Annotated in this window: 24 protein-coding genes; 23 read left to right on the forward strand and 1 reads right to left on the reverse strand. The window is 39.7% G+C overall.

Going from position 1 to position 17,350, the window contains the following annotated elements; genetic code table 11:
- Position 1 precedes the first annotated feature (1 nt).
- The 23 genes from CVT07_RS01225 (at position 2) to CVT07_RS01330 (ending at position 17,129) form a co-directional block, all read left to right on the forward strand.
- Positions 2–922, forward strand: coding sequence for a respiratory chain complex I subunit 1 family protein (locus CVT07_RS01225; RefSeq protein WP_002939300.1), 921 nt, complete (start codon positions 2–4; stop codon positions 920–922).
- 1 nt (position 923) lies between these two features.
- Entirely contained in the window at positions 924–1,568 is a 645-nt protein-coding gene (gene hyfE, locus CVT07_RS01230; RefSeq protein WP_002939315.1) for a hydrogenase 4 membrane subunit, read from the forward strand.
- Between the two features lie 2 nt (positions 1,569–1,570).
- Positions 1,571–3,052, forward strand: coding sequence for a hydrogenase 4 subunit F (locus CVT07_RS01235; protein WP_012001182.1), 1,482 nt, complete (start codon positions 1,571–1,573; stop codon positions 3,050–3,052).
- Positions 3,049–4,785, forward strand: a complete 1,737-nt coding sequence (locus CVT07_RS01240; RefSeq protein ID WP_009294856.1) for an NADH-quinone oxidoreductase subunit C — start codon at positions 3,049–3,051, stop codon at positions 4,783–4,785. Before CVT07_RS01235 ends, CVT07_RS01240 begins: the two co-directional genes overlap by 4 nt.
- Positions 4,782–5,321 (forward strand): formate hydrogenlyase complex iron-sulfur subunit, encoded by a 540-nt coding sequence (locus CVT07_RS01245; protein WP_002939210.1) that lies wholly within the window; start codon positions 4,782–4,784, stop codon positions 5,319–5,321. Before CVT07_RS01240 ends, CVT07_RS01245 begins: the two co-directional genes overlap by 4 nt.
- Positions 5,318–6,142: an NADH-quinone oxidoreductase subunit B family protein gene (locus CVT07_RS01250; protein WP_107935570.1), complete on the forward strand. Its 825-nt coding sequence runs from the start codon at positions 5,318–5,320 to the stop codon at positions 6,140–6,142. Before CVT07_RS01245 ends, CVT07_RS01250 begins: the two co-directional genes overlap by 4 nt.
- A complete protein-coding gene (locus CVT07_RS01255; protein ID WP_002939326.1) occupies positions 6,139–6,483 on the forward strand; it encodes a formate hydrogenlyase maturation HycH family protein in 345 nt (114 codons plus the stop codon). Before CVT07_RS01250 ends, CVT07_RS01255 begins: the two co-directional genes overlap by 4 nt.
- Positions 6,483–6,929 carry a hydrogenase 3 maturation endopeptidase HyCI gene (locus CVT07_RS01260; protein ID WP_021085388.1) on the forward strand — a complete coding sequence of 149 codons (447 nt, stop codon included), beginning with the start codon at positions 6,483–6,485 and terminating at the stop codon, positions 6,927–6,929. Before CVT07_RS01255 ends, CVT07_RS01260 begins: the two co-directional genes overlap by 1 nt.
- A gap of 184 nt (positions 6,930–7,113) precedes the next feature.
- A complete protein-coding gene (locus CVT07_RS01265; protein ID WP_035142401.1) occupies positions 7,114–7,974 on the forward strand; it encodes a formate/nitrite transporter family protein in 861 nt (286 codons plus the stop codon).
- A gap of 247 nt (positions 7,975–8,221) precedes the next feature.
- Positions 8,222–8,662: an isoleucyl-tRNA synthetase gene (locus CVT07_RS01270; protein ID WP_107935572.1), complete on the forward strand. Its 441-nt coding sequence runs from the start codon at positions 8,222–8,224 to the stop codon at positions 8,660–8,662.
- 49 nt (positions 8,663–8,711) lie between these two features.
- A complete protein-coding gene (locus CVT07_RS01275; protein WP_002939254.1) occupies positions 8,712–9,263 on the forward strand; it encodes a DUF507 family protein in 552 nt (183 codons plus the stop codon).
- Positions 9,263–10,381 carry a glutamine-hydrolyzing carbamoyl-phosphate synthase small subunit gene (gene carA / locus CVT07_RS01280; protein WP_021092889.1) on the forward strand — a complete coding sequence of 373 codons (1,119 nt, stop codon included), beginning with the start codon at positions 9,263–9,265 and terminating at the stop codon, positions 10,379–10,381. Before CVT07_RS01275 ends, carA begins: the two co-directional genes overlap by 1 nt.
- A 1-nt stretch (position 10,382) precedes the next feature.
- On the forward strand, positions 10,383–11,048 hold the full coding sequence (locus tag CVT07_RS01285) for a sulfite exporter TauE/SafE family protein (RefSeq protein WP_230855716.1): 666 nt from the start codon (positions 10,383–10,385) through the stop codon (positions 11,046–11,048).
- Positions 11,041–11,166: a hypothetical protein gene (locus tag CVT07_RS10240; protein WP_269059563.1), complete on the forward strand. Its 126-nt coding sequence runs from the start codon at positions 11,041–11,043 to the stop codon at positions 11,164–11,166. The genes CVT07_RS01285 and CVT07_RS10240 overlap by 8 nt, the downstream gene beginning before the upstream one ends.
- A 21-nt stretch (positions 11,167–11,187) precedes the next feature.
- Complete coding sequence (locus CVT07_RS01290) at positions 11,188–11,781, forward strand: sensor histidine kinase (RefSeq protein ID WP_196375746.1); 594 nt, start codon at positions 11,188–11,190, stop codon at positions 11,779–11,781.
- A complete protein-coding gene (locus CVT07_RS01295; protein ID WP_012001191.1) occupies positions 11,774–12,457 on the forward strand; it encodes a response regulator transcription factor in 684 nt (227 codons plus the stop codon). Before CVT07_RS01290 ends, CVT07_RS01295 begins: the two co-directional genes overlap by 8 nt.
- Before the next feature lie 92 nt (positions 12,458–12,549).
- Complete coding sequence (ccoN, locus tag CVT07_RS01300) at positions 12,550–14,040, forward strand: cytochrome-c oxidase, cbb3-type subunit I (protein WP_009294848.1); 1,491 nt, start codon at positions 12,550–12,552, stop codon at positions 14,038–14,040.
- Positions 14,040–14,705, forward strand: coding sequence for a cytochrome-c oxidase, cbb3-type subunit II (gene ccoO, locus CVT07_RS01305; RefSeq protein ID WP_107935574.1), 666 nt, complete (start codon positions 14,040–14,042; stop codon positions 14,703–14,705). Before ccoN ends, ccoO begins: the two co-directional genes overlap by 1 nt.
- A 9-nt stretch (positions 14,706–14,714) precedes the next feature.
- Positions 14,715–14,927 (forward strand): cytochrome c oxidase, cbb3-type, CcoQ subunit, encoded by a 213-nt coding sequence (locus CVT07_RS01310; protein WP_002939259.1) that lies wholly within the window; start codon positions 14,715–14,717, stop codon positions 14,925–14,927.
- Positions 14,915–15,778 carry a cbb3-type cytochrome c oxidase N-terminal domain-containing protein gene (locus CVT07_RS01315; protein WP_103597981.1) on the forward strand — a complete coding sequence of 288 codons (864 nt, stop codon included), beginning with the start codon at positions 14,915–14,917 and terminating at the stop codon, positions 15,776–15,778. Before CVT07_RS01310 ends, CVT07_RS01315 begins: the two co-directional genes overlap by 13 nt.
- Entirely contained in the window at positions 15,778–15,990 is a 213-nt protein-coding gene (locus tag CVT07_RS01320; protein WP_021084770.1) for a DUF4006 family protein, read from the forward strand. The genes CVT07_RS01315 and CVT07_RS01320 overlap by 1 nt, the downstream gene beginning before the upstream one ends.
- A 106-nt stretch (positions 15,991–16,096) precedes the next feature.
- Complete coding sequence (locus tag CVT07_RS01325; protein WP_103597982.1) at positions 16,097–16,666, forward strand: hypothetical protein; 570 nt, start codon at positions 16,097–16,099, stop codon at positions 16,664–16,666.
- On the forward strand, positions 16,659–17,129 hold the full coding sequence (locus CVT07_RS01330; protein WP_103597983.1) for a FixH family protein: 471 nt from the start codon (positions 16,659–16,661) through the stop codon (positions 17,127–17,129). The genes CVT07_RS01325 and CVT07_RS01330 overlap by 8 nt, the downstream gene beginning before the upstream one ends.
- A 72-nt stretch (positions 17,130–17,201) precedes the next feature.
- On the opposite strand, the gene CVT07_RS10245 is transcribed toward CVT07_RS01330, so the two are convergent.
- Positions 17,202–17,330 carry a hypothetical protein gene (locus CVT07_RS10245; RefSeq protein WP_269059564.1) on the reverse strand — a complete coding sequence of 43 codons (129 nt, stop codon included), beginning with the start codon at positions 17,328–17,330 and terminating at the stop codon, positions 17,202–17,204.
- Positions 17,331–17,350: the final 20 nt, after the last annotated feature.

Consider the following 17,350-nt stretch of genomic DNA (forward strand, 5'->3'; position numbering starts at 1 on the left):
AATGCAAACTATACTTTTAATGATATTTCAAGTAGTCGTTATCGTTTTGGTAGCTCCTTTGTTTGATGGTATGGCAAGAAAACTTAGAGCTAAACTTCAATCAAAACAAGGTAGCGATTTCTTTCAAACATATCGCGACATTATAAAGCTTTTTAGAAGAGGAAGAACCGTCCCTGAGTGCTCTCACTGGGTATTTAGATGGGCTCCATTTTTCCTTTTTGCAACTTCAGCTGCAGTGCTAGCTGCTATACCTATCACTTATAGCAAAGACACTGTATTTGGAGCATATTCAGATATATTTGTTATCCTCTATCTTGGTGCGCTACTTAGATTTGTATTTGGTGCAGCTTCAATGGATAGCGGCAACCCATTTGCAGCGACAGGTGGCGGCAGGGAGCAAATGCTTGGTGTTTATGTTGAGCCAGTTATGATTATGTGCTTAATCGTAGTTATGCTTGCAGCTAAAACATCAAATTTAGTTGAGATCCAAGAGATGGTAAGAACTGGCGTTATCGGATATCAAATTCCAAGTTTTGCCGTTGCTTCTATCGCATTTTTGTGGTGTATGTATGTTGAGACTGGTAGAAAGCCATTTGACTTAGCTGAAGCAGAACAAGAGCTTCAAGAGGGTGTTCTTGGTGAGTACGCTGGTAGCGACCTTGGCTTAGTTCAAGCATCACTTATATTAAAACAGTTTGCTATGATCGGACTTTTCCTTAGCATATTTGAGCCATGGAATTTTAGCAATCCTTTCTTAGCTATTATCGTTTTTGTGATAAAAACTGGAGTATTTTACGTCGCAGCTGTATTTATAGACAACTTTGGACCACGCTTTAAAATGACTTCATCTTTACGCAAAAATGCTCTTGGTGCACTTGCTATTTCGTTTGTTGCACTAACACTTTATGTAGTAGGAGCGTGAGATGCAAACACTAGATATATTAGCCATTTGCATGATCGTAACTTCGCTTGCGGTTTTTGGTCTTAGAAGCTTGAAACTCTCAATCATCGCTTATGCGATAGAGACACTACTTTTAGTTAGTATATTTTTCTTGCTATCTGAGAAATTTAACGCTGAGCAGCTAAAAACTTGGGCGATCGTTGCGTTTTTTACCAAAGTTCTTTTTGTGCCAGGAATTTTGTTCTGGCTTATCAAAAAACTTGGCGTAGTTAGCGAAGATGAGCCAGTTGGTGGATTTTTTGTAAGTCCTGTTATTGCTATGGGATTTTCTCTAGCTCTTTCAATGAGTATCCACCCTATATTTTTAAAATTCTCTCTTATCAAAGAAGAGATTATGTTGATCGCTGCTGGAACAGTATTTATGATGGGAATTTTTGGCTTTATGCTAAGAAACTCATTTGTAAAACAAATTCTAGCTTACTGCTTGTTTGAAAACGGTATCCACCTAAGCCTTGCTCTAATGGCTTACAACTCACATGAGCTAGTTGAGCTTGGAATTTTAACAGATGCGATATTTGCTGTTATTATCATGAGCGTTCTAGCGATTAGATTTTATAAAGCTTATGATAGCTTAGATACTTCTAAAGCTTCAAATTTAAGGGGTTAGAGATGGATAGTTTAGCTTTAATACTTATCTTACCGCTCCTTGGTGCTTTGATCTTGTTTTTAAGTCCTAAAAACTATGCAGTACTTAGCGGACTTCATGTCTTGTTTTCTGCTGCGACATCAGTGGCTTTACTTAACAATGTTCTTAAAGTTTTAAGTGGCGGAACTTTTTATAGTTTTGATAAATTTTTATTCTTAGATAGCTTAGGCTGTGTTTTCTTGGTGCTTATTGCTGTAACTGGATTTATAGTAAATTTCTACTCTATCCACTATATGAGATGGGAACTTGAAGATGGACACATCCACTTAAGTGATCTTAAAAAATACTACGCACTAAGCCATGTATTTATCTTTACAATGACTTTAAGTGTTATTTGCAACAACGTTGCGTTTATGTGGGCAGCTATCGAGGCTACAACACTAGCTTCTGTGTTTTTGGTTGCTATACACAAAGATCAAAAATCAACAGAGAGTGGTTATAAATACATCGTTCTTTGCTCAATCGGTCTAGCATTTGCTCTTTATGCAACCGTTCTTCTATACTCAGCTACATATAGCACACTAGGAGACGGAGAGGCTTCTATGCAGTTTTCAAGCATAATGGCTAACGCTAAAAATTTAAATCCAGATGCAGCAAAACTTATCTTTGTGTTTGCGCTAATTGGCTTTGGTACAAAAGCTGGTCTAGCTCCAACTCACACTTGGTTGCCAGACGTTCACGCTGAAGGTCCAGCACCTATCTCAGCATTGCTATCAGGTGTACTTTTAAAATGTGCGATGCTTGCACTTTTAAGATACTACGCTATCACAGCTCAAGCAGTTGGATTTAGCTTTGTTGAAGGCGTAATGATCGTTTCAGGAACTATCACACTTTTTGTAGCAGGATTTTTCCTAATAAGACAACACAACGTAAAAAGAATGTTTGCATACCACTCAATCGTTCACATGGGTGTTATCGCATTTGCACTTGGTGTTGGCGGTAAATTTGGTCTATTTGCAGCGATATTCCACTGCTTAGCTCACAGCTTCACAAAAGCTTTAGCTTTCTGCTCAACAGGTAACATAGCAAGAATTTACGGTCACAAAGATATGAGTAAGATGGGCGGCATGGTTAAGATCGCACCTATTACAACTATTATGTTTGGTGCAGCTGTATGCTCACTAGTTGGTGTTCCAGCATTTGCTATATTTGTTAGCGAATATAACGTCTTTGTCGGAGCTATCACAAGTGGTCAATACATCGCAGTTGCGCTATTTGCTATTGCACTTGCAGTTATTTTCATAGCTGACTTTGCGCACTTTAACATGGCAAGCTTTGGCGAGCCAAAAGGTGTGGTTGTTCATAATAAAGAGATGAGTTTATTTGAAAATTTACCTCTTATAGCACTCTGTGCCCTTATCATAATCTTTGGCGTATGGCACGTAGATAGCTTTTATACGCTAGTAAATAACGGTGTTAATATAATGATGGGAGCTTTAAAATGAGAGGCGATAAATTTGTTGAAATCCTAAAAACAAAGGTAAAAATTTTAGAAGTAACTCGTCAAGCAGACGATCAGATCACAGTTTTGGTTGATAGAAACGATCTTCCACTAGCTGTTAAAACGCTTTATTATGATATCGGTGGCTTTATAAGCACTATGATACCAAACGACGAGCGCCAGATAAATGGCTGCTATGCGCTTTACTATGCTATCTCAATGGAAGGTAGCAAGATGACTGAGGCGGACGACTTTGCAGCTGAGGATAAGTGCTTTATCACAGTTAAAACCCTTATCCCAGGAAGCGATCCGACATTCCCATCAGTTACTCCGCTTGTGCCAGCTTGTGTTTGGTATGAAAGAGAAGCTTATGATATGTTTGGTTTAGTAGCTGAGGGTCTGCCTGATAAAAGACGTCTAGTTTTAAGTGATGACTGGCCAGACGGACTTCACCCACTTAGAAAAGATGCTATGGACTACCGCTACCGCCCTGATCCAGTAGATCATAGAGATGAGCCTGATGCGGAGTTTTTGTTCCCAACAGGCGATGCAGTAGTTGATGTACCACTTGGACCACTACACGTTACATCTGATGAGCCAGGTCACTTTAGACTTTTCTGTGACGGCGACGAGATCATCGACGCTGATTATCGCTTATTCTATCAACACCGCGGTATGGAAAAGCTGGCTGAAAACAGAATGAACTATGATCAAATGGGCTATCTTGCAGAGCGTGTTTGCGGAATTTGTGGTTATGCTCACGCTATCGCTTGTATCGAAGCAGCAGAAAAAGCTATCAAGCTTGAAATCCCATTAAGAGCTCAAGCTATACGCGTCATCTGTCTTGAGATCGAGCGTCTTCACAGCCACCTTTTAAATATCGGTCTAGCATGTGAGGTCACTGGTAACTACAACGCTTTTATGCACATCTTTAGGGTTCGTGAGTACTCTATGGAGTTAGCTCAACTTGTAACTGGCGGACGTAAAACATACGGCAACGTCGTTATGGGCGGCTTAAGACGTGATATGACAAACCATGAGATCAAAAAAGGCTTAGAGATCATCAACAAACTTGACATTCAAATTTCAGAAATTTGGGATGCAGTTTTGGAAGATAAACGCCAAATCGGACGCTGGAAAGGTGTAGGTATCCTAGACCGCCAAATCGCACGTGACTTTAGCCCAGTTGGTCCAAATATGAGAGGCTCTGGCTTTAAACGTGATAACCGCTACGATCACCCATACGATTTCTTCAAACAGATAGAATTTGAAGTAGCAGTTGAGCATGGTTGCGACGTTTTTGCTCGTGAGATGGTTAGATATAAAGAGCTAAAAAGCTCTATCCACATCATCCGCCAATGCTTTGAGATGATGCCTCAAACTCCGATCATGATCGATCCTGTGACTATGATCAAACCTGAAAATTTCGCACTTGGTCACGATGAAGCGCCACGTGGTGAGAACGTTCACTGGATCATGCAAGGTAGCGCTCAAAAAGTATATCGCTGGAGATGTAGGGCTGCGACATATAACAACTGGCCAAGCCTAAGGTATCAATTTAGAGGAAACAACATAAGTGACGCTGCGCTTATCGTTTGCTCACTTGACCCTTGCTACTCATGCACCGAGCGTGTTACTTTGGTTGATGTAAGGACTAAAAAAAGTAAAATTTTAACAGAAAAAGACCTTAAAAAATTCTGTCAAGATGGCGGGGTTAGTAAGAAGGATTTAAGATGATGAAGTTATTTGACATCACAGAAAAATATGGAAAGGCGACATACGCCTATCCATTTGAGCCATATATTGTGCCTGAGAATTTCCGCGGTCAGCCAGACTATACATACGATCTTTGTATAGGTTGTGCAGCTTGCGGTATCGCTTGCCCTAGTAACGCAATAGAGCTTAAGATGAACGATGAGCAAACAAGACTTGTTTGGCAGTTTGACTGTGGTCGTTGCATATTCTGCGGACGCTGCGATGAGGTTTGCCCAACTGGAGCTGTAAGACTTAGCGATAGCTTTGAGCTTGCGGTTAAATTTGACAAGAGCGCTCTTATACAAAGAGGCGAGCTTGAGATGCAAACTTGCAAATGCTGCGGCAAGCCATTTACACCAAAAAGGCTTATAAATTTCACTCTTGAAAAGCTTGGCACAGCAAATTTACTTCCAGGCAGACTTGAAGAGGCAAAAGAGTACCTTTTTATCTGCCCAGAGTGCAAGAAAAATCAATCTGCTGAGAGGCTAACAAAAGGCGTTGAGGAGGCTATAAAATGAGTCTATATCAAGTCCCAGAGGACATAAAAACAGCAAATGACCTAACTGCAAAGCTAGAGCATTTAAAAAATATCAAAAGAAGCTTTAGCGTTTATAGGATCGACTGCGGAAGCTGCAACGGTTGTGAGATCGAAATTTTCGCTGCTATCACTCCGATGTGGGATCCAGAGCGCTTTGGCTTTAAGCTTGTAGCAAACCCAAGACACGCTGATATCTTGCTTTGCTCAGGACCAGTCACAAGACAGATGTACTACCCACTTCTTCGTGCTTACGAGGCAGCTCCAGATCCTAAGATCGTAGTTGCTTTTGGTGCTTGTGGTAGTACTGGTGGAATTTTCCACGACGCTTACAGCGTTTGGGGTGGTATAGATAAGATAATCCCAGTTGATGTCTATATCCCAGGATGCCCTCCACACCCAGCAAGCGTTATCTATGGTCTAGGTATGGCTCTTGGTATCATCGATCAAAAGCTTCAGAAAAAAAGCTATGAAAATGACAGCACTACGCCTCCACCAGTTGAGAAGTCAGTAATGGGCGATATCTTGTTTGAACGCGACTTACAAGCTGAAAGTAAAAGGCTGATGAGCTATATCTTTGGTAGAACGCTATTTGAAAAATATATGGACGCTATCAAAGCCTCAAGAGATATCCACAACCCAGAGCTTGCACGTGAAGCGGTTGTAGCAGCTATCAAAAAAGAAGATGATCCTAGGTATGCTGAGTGTATGGCACTTTTGCATAATGACGTCTATCTAAAATACGCAAAAGCTGGTAAAAATTTTGCGATTGATGTTGATAGTGAGGTTTGGAGTAAAAGATGATACAAGTTTATAAGCTTACAAAAAGGCATATGGACGACAACGAGAAGCTTCCACGTGAGCTAAAGGAGATAAAAATTTTCTCCACTTGCGTGGGACATGGTGTTGGTACGATTGATTTTAGCGAGAAGATCTTAGAGCTAAGCGATGAGGAATTTGACGAGATGATCAAAAACTCAGGCGAATATGTGAAATTTAAGATCGGAAATTTAAGCAAGTATTTTGAAGTTGAAATTTTTGCTGAGCATATCGCTAGACTCTTGCCACAGCTTTGTGAGTGTAAGCTTAAAGAAATTTTGGCAAATTTAAAAGAGGGTTATATCGTGCTTAGGAAGGACTTTTGATGAAAAAGGCCATCCTTTGCATCGGTAATCCTATGCGTGGCGATGATGATGTGGGCAATGAAGTCGGCCGTATCGTAGAGCAGGAGCTAAAAGAGTGGAAGGTCTTTTTTGGGCAAGATGTGCCTGAGAATGAATTTTCAGCTATTAGAGAATTTGCGCCTGATATCTTGATAGTAGTCGATGCGATGAGTGGTTTTGATGAGGATAAGATAGAGTTTTTTGACCTAAGTGACGATAGAGACTATATATACTCAACCCACAACCTCCCAACGCCGGTGCTTTTAAGCTATTTGCGTAAAATTTGTCCAAAAACGCTTTTTCTTGGCATTAGCGTCTTGCTTGAAAATGTCCTTGATTTTGAAGAGGGTCTAAGCGAGCAGGCTAAAAAAAGTGCGAGAAAAGCCTTTTTAAGAATTGTAGAGATTGATAAAAATTTAGTTGGTTAAATTTAGCAAGTGCTAAATTAAATCTGGGGTTTGCTAAAGATAAATTTGATCATTTTGGATTTGAAATTTAGTGTAAAAACAAGCTTTAAACATTAAATTTTGACGCTAAAAAGTCTATCTTTGGCACTGCTTCTTTGCTTTTATTTCTTATAGATCAAAGAAGGTTAAATAAAAAGGAGACGTGATGTTAAATCCGGCAGAAACCGCTCAAGCGGTGTCAAGTTCTATGGAGCACAAAGCTCATACGCCACTTGTAAGCATTATCTTCCTTGCTATCATGGCTGGAGCTGCTATTGCAATGGGTGATATCTTTTGGGCTCACTCAACAGTTGGTATGGCTGAAAAACAGTCTATCGGTCTTTCAAATTTCATCGGTGGTATCACATTTAGCTGCGGCCTCATGATGGTTGTATTTTATGGCGGTCACCTATTTACTAGCTCTGTTTTAAGCGGCGTTAGTGCGTATGAGGGTAAATTGCCACTTGGCAAAACCATAAGCTACTGGGTAATCGTTTGGATATTTAACTTCGTTGGCGGTGCATTGATTGCTTATATGTACTACTACTCTGGTTTGCCACTAAAATACGACGGCTACATCTTGCAACACTTCGTGCCAGCAGCTATTGGCAAGATCACAGCACCATTTCATGAGCTATTTCTCCGTGGTATCTTTTGTAACGTCTTTGTTTGTATGTCTATCTGGACTGCGACAAGCGAGAGCAACCTATCTGGTAAATTCTTTGCCATTATGTGGATGATCGGCGCATTCGTTGCTTGCTCAATGGAGCACTGCGTTGCAAATATGTTCATCATCACTGAAGCTATCATCTCTAAAGCTCACTACATAGCAGCAAGCGGTGGCGACATCAACGCTGCAGCAGCTTTACTTCACACTACAGCTGATAAACTAGATGTCATCAACTGGACAAATTTCTTAAGCAAAAACTTGCTCCCAGTTACACTTGGCAACATCTGCGGTGGTCTTTTCTTTGTTGGTCTTGTTGGCTTCATGGCTAATAAATTTGATATGAAGAAAAAAGCTTAAAAACTCCCTTTTAGTCTTTGCTTTTATGGCAAAGGCTAACTTTTAAATTTTTCTTTTTTACCTTAAAAGTTTCAAAAAAATCTCTTATTTTTCATCTAAAAAATGTCACACTAATTTAAAATTTATCGTTTTAACTCTCTTGTTTTTGAAAATTTGTGACATTTTGGAGTTTAAAAGCTCTTAGCTTATAAATTTAGAGCAATAATAAAGCTAAAATTTAATATAATCCCACGAAAAAGGAGAGCTTATGAAAATTTTCAATGCATTTTTTACTGGCATTATATTTGTTCTCGCTCCTATTTTTACGCTATTTGTCGGAATTTACAACAACTACTTTTCACACTACGGCATAAACGAGTATTTCAATGTGATTTTTGTGGATAACGTGCCTTTTTTGTGGCTTTTACCTGTGTTTTTTATATTTGGATATTGTTTCTTTTACGCGCCATTTAGAAAAATTTTTAGAGCCTTTTATCTGCTCTTGCTCGTGCTTTGCGCACTTAGTTGGTATCCTGATCTTGGACGAAGCTTGGGCGAGGCTTATTTTATGAGTAAGCCACTTGAGATGGATCTATCTTCAAATTTACAAAGCGAGCAAAAAACAAGCGGTAAAGTCCTTTATGACGGACGAAGAGAAATTTATTTTCTAAGAAGTGACAATGATAAAGTCGTTAAAATTTCAAAGTAAAGTTTTACCTTTATTTAGTTACAATGGCATAAAAATTTAAAGGTTTAAAATGCGTATAAAACTTCCACACGTACCTTATGTATCACATAAAATAGCAATAGATCTTTTAAACTGTGGTTTTGTAAAGTTAAACAAAGGTATCGAGCCAATCGTAGCAAAAGCAAGTGAAATTTTAACTACTGACGTTCAAAAAGAAAGAGCGCTGGATGAGCGAGTAAATGAGCTTTTAGAGAAAAACGAGGACGAGATGCAGACTATGCAAATCGACCGCAAAAATATGTTTTGGCTCGTCAAAAAGAAACTTGCTGGCGAATTTGACGTCATTTTAACTCATGAAGATAGATTTAGCAATGTCGCCCACAAGATACTTGAAGCTATCTGGAAGAGCGATTTGGTCGAGTATAACGTATCAGAAAACCGCGTGAAAAATGTCATTTATAGCTCGATAGATGAGTATCTAAAAAGCTATGAGAAGATAGAAGATAGCGTCTATGAGATGATGCAAAACTACAAACGCAAACTTATCCCTGGAACTGACGAATACGACCTGATTTTTGAGCGTTTGTATCAAGATGAGCTTAAAAAAAGAGGAATGCTTTAATGAAAGCTTATATCTACATTGAAAACGGCGTTTTTTTAGAGGCGAAAGCCTTTGGTGCTCACGGCGAGTGTGCAGGCGAGCTCGTTTTTAATACCTCAATGACTGGCTATGAAGAGATCATGAGCGATCCAAGCTATGCTGGTCAGTTTATCGTCTTTACTATGCCAGAGATCGGCATTGTTGGCATAAACGAAGATGATATGGAGAGCCTTAGAATTCATGCTAGTGGCGTCATAATGAGAAGCTATAACGAAATTCCCTCAAACTACCGCTCGCAAAAATCTTTAGGCAAATTTTTTGAAGAGCAGGGCAAATTTGGCGTTTATGACGTTGATACTAGATATTTGACAAAGATGCTACGCGACGAAGGCGCTTTGATGGCTTATATCTCAACGCAGATAAGCGATAAAGACGAGCTAAAACGCAGGCTTGAAAGTAGCGGACGCATAGAAAACATAAACTATGTAAAAACAGTCAGCGCTATGGACGAGTATGAGCATAAAAAAGGCGCTTGGGATAGAAATTTAAAGTCATATAAGCCACTAAAAAGTATCGGTAAAAAGATAGCTGTTTTTGACTTTGGCGTAAAGAGAAACATCCTAAATGAGCTATGCGAAACTGGCCTTGAGGTCATCGTCGTGCCACACGATACTAAGGCTGAAGTTTTGATAGATAAATTTAAAAATGGCGAGATAAACGGGGTATTTTTATCAAATGGTCCAGGTGAACCAAAAAATTTAAAGGCTGAAATAGCTGAGATCAAAAAAATGATAGAGGCAAAAATCCCTATATTTGGCATATGCCTTGGACATCAGCTGCTTTCAAATGCCTTTGGATACGAGACATATAAACTTAAATTTGGCCAGCATGGAGCAAACCACCCAGTCTTAAATTTAGAGACAAAAGCGATCGAGATAACAACGCAAAATCACAACTACAACGTGCCAGAGAGCATCGCTGAAGTAGCGGTTGTTACACATAGAAATTTGTTTGACAACACGATCGAGGGTGTAAGATACAAGGACTATCCGATCTTCTCGGTGCAACATCACCCAGAAGCAAGCAGCGGTCCTAATGAGAGCAAATATATATTTAAGCAGTTTTTAGAAATTTTATAATATGCAAAACATAAGCCTTTACGTGATTATCTCAGTTGCGATCTTTAGCAGCTTTAGTCATTGTGTCGGCATGTGTAGTGGGTTTTTGAGCTTGCAAGCTCTATTTTTTAAAGGCAAAAGTAAGAGTGAAATTTTAATGCTAAGCGCGCTTTATAACCTAGCTAGAATTTTTGCTTATGTGGCTTTGGGAGCTTTGTTTGGTGCTTTTGGGGCAGCCATTAGTTTTGGTATGCAAGCAAGGGGCGTGATATTTTTCATAGTTGGCTTAGTGATCGCATTTATTGGTATCGCACTGCTTTTTAGGGGTGAGCTTTTAAAATTTGTAGAGAGCGAAAAAGCACTTAAATTTATAGTAAAAATGGCAAAAACAAGCGTGCAAAAGAGAAATTTGGCAAATTTCTTGCTACTTGGCTTTTTAAATGGTCTTTTGCCTTGTGGTGTGGTCTATTATTTCTTAGCGCTTGGGGTTTTAAGCGCAAATGTGGCTGACGCATCCCTGATAATGCTTATCTTCGGGCTTTGCACCTTGCCAGCGATGTTGCTAGCTAGCTTTGTTTTTGGCTTATTAAGAGAGAAATTTAAAGAGATCATGTTTAAGCTCTCAGCTTGCATAATGATCTTAAACGGACTTTATCTATCATTTTTAGGATATAGAGCAAATGCCTAGTTTAAATTTGGATGAAAATTTTCTATCAAGTAGCGATGGCATAAGGATTGCTAAGCTTGCGATGATGGGCGAGATGATGGCAAATATAACTCACCAGTGGAAGCAGCCGCTAAATTAGCTAAGTTTAGTTTTATATAAGATGAAAAAGCTCGCTGGTAGCGAAGATAGTGAATTTATCGGCTCTTATGAGAGGGCTATGCAGATCATAAAGTATATGTCAGAAACTACTGATGAGTTTAGCTCCTTTTTAAATCCAAACACACTTTCTCAAGAATTTAGCCTAGCAGACGCAGCCAGAGCGTCGATACAAATAGTAAAAGGCGTGATGAAAAAAGAGGGTGTTCATATAGAGCTTGAGGTGTTAGGGGACTCGAAAATTTATGGTCATAAAAACAGGCTCATGCAAGTCATCATAAATTTACTAAATAACGCAAAAGACGCACTAAATTTACAAAAGATAGAAGATAAAAATATAAAAATAAAGATTGATAGCGATGAAAAATTTGCTTACCTAAGCGTAGAAGATAACGGTGGTGGCATAGATAAAAATGTGATAGATGAGATATTTAAGCCATATTTTACCACCAAAGAAGATGCCAAAGGCACTGGCTTAGGACTTTATATGTCAAAGCAAATAATCGATCAATTTAACGCAGAAATAACAGCGGGCAACAGCGATAATGGAGCCTGTTTTTTAATAAAGTTACCACACAAAGGAGAGATAGATGAATAAAATTTTAAAGAACCTAACGGTTTTGCTTGTCGAAGACGATAGCGACAGCAAAAAGATCATGCACGATGTGCTAAGTGACAATTTTGAGAAAGTTTTTACTGCTCAAAATGGTGATGAAGGTTTGAAAAAATTTAAAAAATACAACCCAAATATGGTAATTACAGATGTATTTATGCCAATTAGTGATGGACTTGATATGACAAGATATATCAAGGAAATTTCTAAAGACACACCTGTCATCGTCCTAAGTGCGCATAGCGAAAAAGAGACTTTATTAAAGGCTATCGATGTTGGCGTTGATAAGTATCTAATAAAACCTATTATGGCAGATGATCTTTTAAAAACGATAGAAAATGTCGCAAAAAGCAAGATAGAAACTGCAAACATCATCCAAGTTGCAAACGGATATAGCTTTAACAAAATTAAGCGCGTACTTATCAGAGACGGTGTTGAAATTTCACTTACTAAAAAAGAGCTTGCATTTATCTCACTTTTGATAAAAAGACTTGGTACGCTCGTGCTTCATGATGAGATCAAAAGCGTCGTTTGGGTTGGCGAGAGCGTTACAGAAGCAGCTATCAGAACCTTTGTTAAGCGCGTTAGAGACAAAGTTGGCAACAACTTTATAAAAAATGTCCCAGGACTTGGTTACAAAATAGATAGAAGACTTTCTTAGTTAATGAGAATTTATATTAATTAAGTTTTTTTATAGTTCTTATACTTTAAAATAACGAATCATTAATATAAATTTAACTAGGAGGATATTTTATGCGACCATCTCAGCTACTACACTATGATTATAGTGTAGCAAAGCTATTTATGTTTGCCACGATACTCTTTGGTATCATAGGCATGGTTGTTGGCGTAGTTATAGCTTTTCAAATGGCCTGTCCAGAGCTTAACTACATTGCCGGCGAATATTCGGCGTTTGGGAGGTTGCGTCCTCTTCATACTAATGGCATCATTTTTGGCTTCATGCTCTCAGGCATCTTTGCCACTTGGTACTACATCGGACAGCGTGTTTTAAAGGTCTCGATGAGCGAGTCGCCATTTTTGATGTTTATCGGCAAGCTTCACTTTTGGCTATATATGCTTGTTATGATTTTAGCTGTTGTTACGCTTTTTATGGGCGAGAGCACAGCTAAGGAGTACGCTGAGCTTGAGTGGCCACTAGATATCGCAGTAGTCGTTGTTTGGGTGCTTTGGGGCGTTAGTATATTTGGCCTCATCGGTATCCGCCGCGAAAAGACACTTTACATCTCAGTTTGGTACTACATCGCTACATTTCTTGGCGTTGCGATGCTGTATCTATTTAACAATATGGAAGTTCCAACAAGACTTGTTAGCGGATATGGCTCATGGCTACACTCTGTCTCTATGTACGCTGGCTCAAACGACGCTTTGGTTCAGTGGTGGTACGGCCACAACGCAGTTGCATTCGTCTTTACAGTGGCGATCATTGCTCAAATTTATTATTTCTTACCAAAAGAGAGCGGTCAGCCAATATTTTCATATAAACTATCGCTATTTTCATTTTGGGGTCTGATGTTCATCTATCTTTGGGCTGGCGGGCACCACCTCATTTACTCTGCTACGCCTGATTGGATGCAGACTATGGGCTCAGTCTTTTCTATCGTTTTGATCCTGCCTTCGTGGGGTTCAGCGATAAATATCCTTCTTACGATGAAGGGCGAGTGGGCGCAGCTTAGAGAGAGTCCGCTTATTAAATTTATGGTTCTAGCTTCGACATTTTATATGTTCTCGACACTTGAAGGACCTATCCTTTCTATCAAGTCTGTAAATGCCCTAGCACACTTTACTGACTGGGTACCAGGACACGTTCACGACGGCGCTCTTGGCTGGGTTGGCTTTATGATCATGGCGGCACTTTATCACATGACACCGCGTGTATTTAAGCGTGAAATTTACTCAAAGTCGCTAATGGAAGCTCAGTTTTGGATACAAACAACAGGTATCGTCTTATACTTCGCGTCTATGTGGATCGCTGGCATCACGCAAGGTATGATGTGGAGAGCGACTGATAGCTACGGAAATTTACTCTACTCGTTTATAGACACGGTAGTCGTGCTTATCCCATACTACTATATAAGGGCTATTGGCGGACTTCTTTATCTAGTTGGCTTCTTGATGTTTGCTTATAACATCTACAAATCAACTTCTGCTAAAGCTATCTTAGCAGAGCCAAAAAGCGCTTCGCCAATGGGCGGCGGGGCAAAAGCTAGTGCGGAGGTGATGTGATGTTTGCTTGGTTAGAAAAAAATCCATTCTTTTTTGCAGTTTGCGTCTTTATAGTCATCGCTTACGCTGGTGTTATAGAAATTTTACCAGACTTTGCAAACAGAGCTAGACCACTTGAGGGCACAAAGCCTTACACCGTTTTAGAGCTAGCTGGCAAAAATGTCTATATGCAAAATGGCTGCAACACTTGCCACTCACAAATGATCCGTCCGTTTAAAGCTGAGACTGATAGATACGGCATGTACTCGCTAAGTGGCGAATTTGCCTATGATCGTCCGCACCTTTGGGGCTCAAAAAGAACAGGTCCAGATCTTATGCGTGTGGGCAACTATAGAACGACTGACTGGCATGAAAATCACATGCTAAATCCAGCCTCAGTAGTGCCAGGCTCGATCATGCCAGCATATCCATTTTTATTTAAGAAAAATGCTGACATAGAGACTGCTTACGCTGAAGCGCTAACGGTTAAAAAGGTCTTTAACACGCCTTATGACGAAAAAGATATGCCAGCTCTTGGCACGCTAGAGCAGACAAATGCTAATGTCAAGGCCGAGGCTGCAGCTATCGTTGAAAATATGAAAGATGAGCAGGTAAAAAGTGCTTTTGAAAAAGGTGAAATTCGCCAGATCGTAGCACTGATCGCTTATCTAAATAGCCTAAAGTAGGAGCGTAAGATGGAGAACATTAGAGAGTTTCAAGCTTATGGCTATTTTTTCTTGACAGCATTTTTGGCGATCACTTTGTATGCTTATTTTTTTCATCTTTATAAGAGCGAAAAAACTGGTAGAAGAAACTATGAAAAGTACTCAAAACTAGCGCTTAACGATGAGATCGGTGGCGAAATTTTAGAGCGTAAGGCTACAAAGGAGAGCGTATGCAATGGCTAAATTTAGAAGATAATGTAAATTTACTAGCTCTTATAGGAGCGGCTCTAATCATCGTGCTTACCATCGTTGTAGCTGGTAGGTATGTGGGGCAGATGAAGGTTAAAAAAGATGAGAGCGTTGAGCTTAGCGAGCACAACTGGGACGGCATAGGTGAGTACAAAAACCCTGTCCCACTTGGCTGGGCGGTTGTCTTTTTACTAGCGCTAGTTTGGGCGATCTGGTACTATTTGCTGGGCTACCCACTAAATTCTTACTCACAAATCGGCGAGTATAACAAAGAGGTTAAAGAAGCAAACGCCAAATTTGAAAAAGAGTATGCAAACCCAAGCAAAGAGACGCTTCACGCTATGGGCGAGAGCATATATCTCGTGCAGTGCTCAGCATGTCACGGCATCACAGGCGATGGCATAGGCGGCAAGGCTGCAAATTTACAAATTTGGGGCAGCGAAAAAGGTATAGTCGAGACTATACTAAATGGCTCAAAAGGGCTTGATTACCCTATGGGTGAGATGCCAGCAGGCTTAGCCGATGCTGATGGTGCAAAGGCGATCGCAGCTTACGTAGCTAAAGAGATAAGCGCGATAAAAAGCACTAAAAATGAAAATTTAGTAGCCACTGGCAAAGAGCTTTATGCTGCTTGTGCCTCATGCCACGGCGAAGATGGCAAGGGCATGGATGGTATGTCAGTTGATCTTAGCAAATATGGCTCGGCTAGCTTTGTGGCTGATGTGCTAAATCGTGGCAAAAAAGGAGCGATCGGCACTATGCCTAAATTTAATGATGGCAGGCTAAATGATATCCAGCAAAAAGCAGTTGGCGAGTACGTCATATCGCTATCAAAGGGCGAATAATGGAAAATAAAAATAGAAACATCTTTGCCTTAAACGGCATTAGCGGTTTTTTAATAGCGGTGGTGCTTTTGCTCTCTATCCTAGCGGTGCTTACATACGTTGGCATCGGCTTGCAAAAAGAGGTCGCAACCAAACCTTACTCACTAAAAGATGCAGCTAGCATCGAGATGAAGAGCGTAGATAACGCTAAACACGTCATTGTAAAGGAGTAGCGATGCTAGGCATAATAGAAAAAGCCATTATCCTGCTAATAGTCGTCGCAGGCGCCATTTGTGCCTGGTCAGTACTTACGCCAAATCACCTATTTGTAGGTTAAATTTGAAGAAATTTGCACTCATTTTTATCATTTTGCTGTGGCAAAATTTGGCTTGGGGTGCAAATTTTGTTATCAATGATGATGGAATTTTAAGCCAAAAAGTGAGCCAAAAACTAAATGAGATCGGCAGTGAGCTTTATCAAAAAAGCGGCATAAATTTAGTAGTTGGCGTATATAAAGATGGCGAGCTAGACGCGCTTTTTAAAGAGCAAAATTTAAGCTCGCCTTTTGTATTTTTAGTGCTCATAAAAGATAAACAAAAGGTTGAAATTTTTAGCGATACAAACACTTCAAAGCTCTTTAACAAGGAGCAAATTCTAAGTGTAAATCCAGAATCAGGCACCATTATCCCCATTTTGGTCTCAAAAAACGGCAAAGACGTCTATAACGCCGCTATCTTAAACGGCTACGCTGATATCGCCGAGCAGATCGCTGAGAGCTTAAATTTAAAGCTAGAAAGTGGCATCGGCAGCTCAAACAAGACGACCTTAAATTTCTTGCGAATCTTTATCTACGGCTTGATCGCATTTTTCGTGCTCATCATCTTTTATAAAAAGGTAAAAAATGGCTAAAAAGAGCTTTTGGCCTTACGGTATCGTGCTTAGTATAGTTGCTATCATCTTGGCTTGCGCCGCAACCATCGTTGTTGCGATCAACAACCCAGTCGAGATGGATAGCGCTTATATGCAAAGTCATCAAAGCGTCGATGAAAACATCACATTTATAAAAGAGAGCGAGGCTAGGTTTGATGAGAAATTTGGCCTTAAATTTGAGCCAGAATTTAAAGGTTTGCAGGGTAAGTTTAAATTTCTCCTAACACCAAAAAATGGCGAAATTTCAAGCCTTAGATATGAAATTTTACTTACCCGTCCACAAACAAACAAAGACAACAAAACATTAAACGCTTCATGGCAAGAAAACGAGCTTGTAAGCGAGAGTGTTGGCCTAAAAGAGGGCAGGTGGCAGCTACTTTTAAGGCTAAGCGACAAGCAAGATACGAGATATTATAAATTTGATTTTAACGCTACAAAGTAAGTTAAATTTGCACCTAAAGTCTCTTTTAGCCAAAATCAAATAAATTTACCTGCAAATTCGCTAAATGTTAGATCAGAGCTCTTTAAAGCCAAAATTTAAGCCCAAACGCTTGCTAGTCGTGACGTACTCTTTAAATTTATAGATTAGAGGCGACCAATTTTTAGTATCTAGCTTTTCATCTTTTAACAAATTTTCATCCACAAAGATGCCAACTATTTTGC

It is taken from the genome of Campylobacter concisus, assembly GCF_003048875.2.
In the GTDB taxonomy this organism is placed as follows: domain Bacteria; phylum Campylobacterota; class Campylobacteria; order Campylobacterales; family Campylobacteraceae; genus Campylobacter_A; species Campylobacter_A concisus_AU.

Bases quoted from the DNA above. Each gene is read 5' to 3' on its own strand.
- CVT07_RS01225 (WP_002939300.1), top strand. From the start codon at position 2: ATGCAAACTATACTTTTAATGATATTTCAAGTAGTCGTTATCGTTTTG.
- hyfE (WP_002939315.1), top strand. From the start codon at position 924: ATGCAAACACTAGATATATTAGCCATTTGCATGATCGTAACTTCGCTT.
- CVT07_RS01235 (WP_012001182.1), top strand. From the start codon at position 1,571: ATGGATAGTTTAGCTTTAATACTTATCTTACCGCTCCTTGGTGCTTTG.
- CVT07_RS01240 (WP_009294856.1), top strand. From the start codon at position 3,049: ATGAGAGGCGATAAATTTGTTGAAATCCTAAAAACAAAGGTAAAAATT.
- CVT07_RS01245 (WP_002939210.1), top strand. From the start codon at position 4,782: ATGATGAAGTTATTTGACATCACAGAAAAATATGGAAAGGCGACATAC.
- CVT07_RS01250 (WP_107935570.1), top strand. From the start codon at position 5,318: ATGAGTCTATATCAAGTCCCAGAGGACATAAAAACAGCAAATGACCTA.
- CVT07_RS01255 (WP_002939326.1), top strand. From the start codon at position 6,139: ATGATACAAGTTTATAAGCTTACAAAAAGGCATATGGACGACAACGAG.
- CVT07_RS01260 (WP_021085388.1), top strand. From the start codon at position 6,483: ATGAAAAAGGCCATCCTTTGCATCGGTAATCCTATGCGTGGCGATGAT.
- CVT07_RS01265 (WP_035142401.1), top strand. From the start codon at position 7,114: ATGTTAAATCCGGCAGAAACCGCTCAAGCGGTGTCAAGTTCTATGGAG.
- CVT07_RS01270 (WP_107935572.1), top strand. From the start codon at position 8,222: ATGAAAATTTTCAATGCATTTTTTACTGGCATTATATTTGTTCTCGCT.
- CVT07_RS01275 (WP_002939254.1), top strand. From the start codon at position 8,712: ATGCGTATAAAACTTCCACACGTACCTTATGTATCACATAAAATAGCA.
- carA (WP_021092889.1), top strand. From the start codon at position 9,263: ATGAAAGCTTATATCTACATTGAAAACGGCGTTTTTTTAGAGGCGAAA.
- CVT07_RS01285 (WP_230855716.1), top strand. From the start codon at position 10,383: ATGCAAAACATAAGCCTTTACGTGATTATCTCAGTTGCGATCTTTAGC.
- CVT07_RS10240 (WP_269059563.1), top strand. From the start codon at position 11,041: ATGCCTAGTTTAAATTTGGATGAAAATTTTCTATCAAGTAGCGATGGC.
- CVT07_RS01290 (WP_196375746.1), top strand. From the start codon at position 11,188: ATGAAAAAGCTCGCTGGTAGCGAAGATAGTGAATTTATCGGCTCTTAT.
- CVT07_RS01295 (WP_012001191.1), top strand. From the start codon at position 11,774: ATGAATAAAATTTTAAAGAACCTAACGGTTTTGCTTGTCGAAGACGAT.
- ccoN (WP_009294848.1), top strand. From the start codon at position 12,550: ATGCGACCATCTCAGCTACTACACTATGATTATAGTGTAGCAAAGCTA.
- ccoO (WP_107935574.1), top strand. From the start codon at position 14,040: ATGTTTGCTTGGTTAGAAAAAAATCCATTCTTTTTTGCAGTTTGCGTC.
- CVT07_RS01310 (WP_002939259.1), top strand. From the start codon at position 14,715: ATGGAGAACATTAGAGAGTTTCAAGCTTATGGCTATTTTTTCTTGACA.
- CVT07_RS01315 (WP_103597981.1), top strand. From the start codon at position 14,915: ATGCAATGGCTAAATTTAGAAGATAATGTAAATTTACTAGCTCTTATA.
- CVT07_RS01320 (WP_021084770.1), top strand. From the start codon at position 15,778: ATGGAAAATAAAAATAGAAACATCTTTGCCTTAAACGGCATTAGCGGT.
- CVT07_RS01330 (WP_103597983.1), top strand. From the start codon at position 16,659: ATGGCTAAAAAGAGCTTTTGGCCTTACGGTATCGTGCTTAGTATAGTT.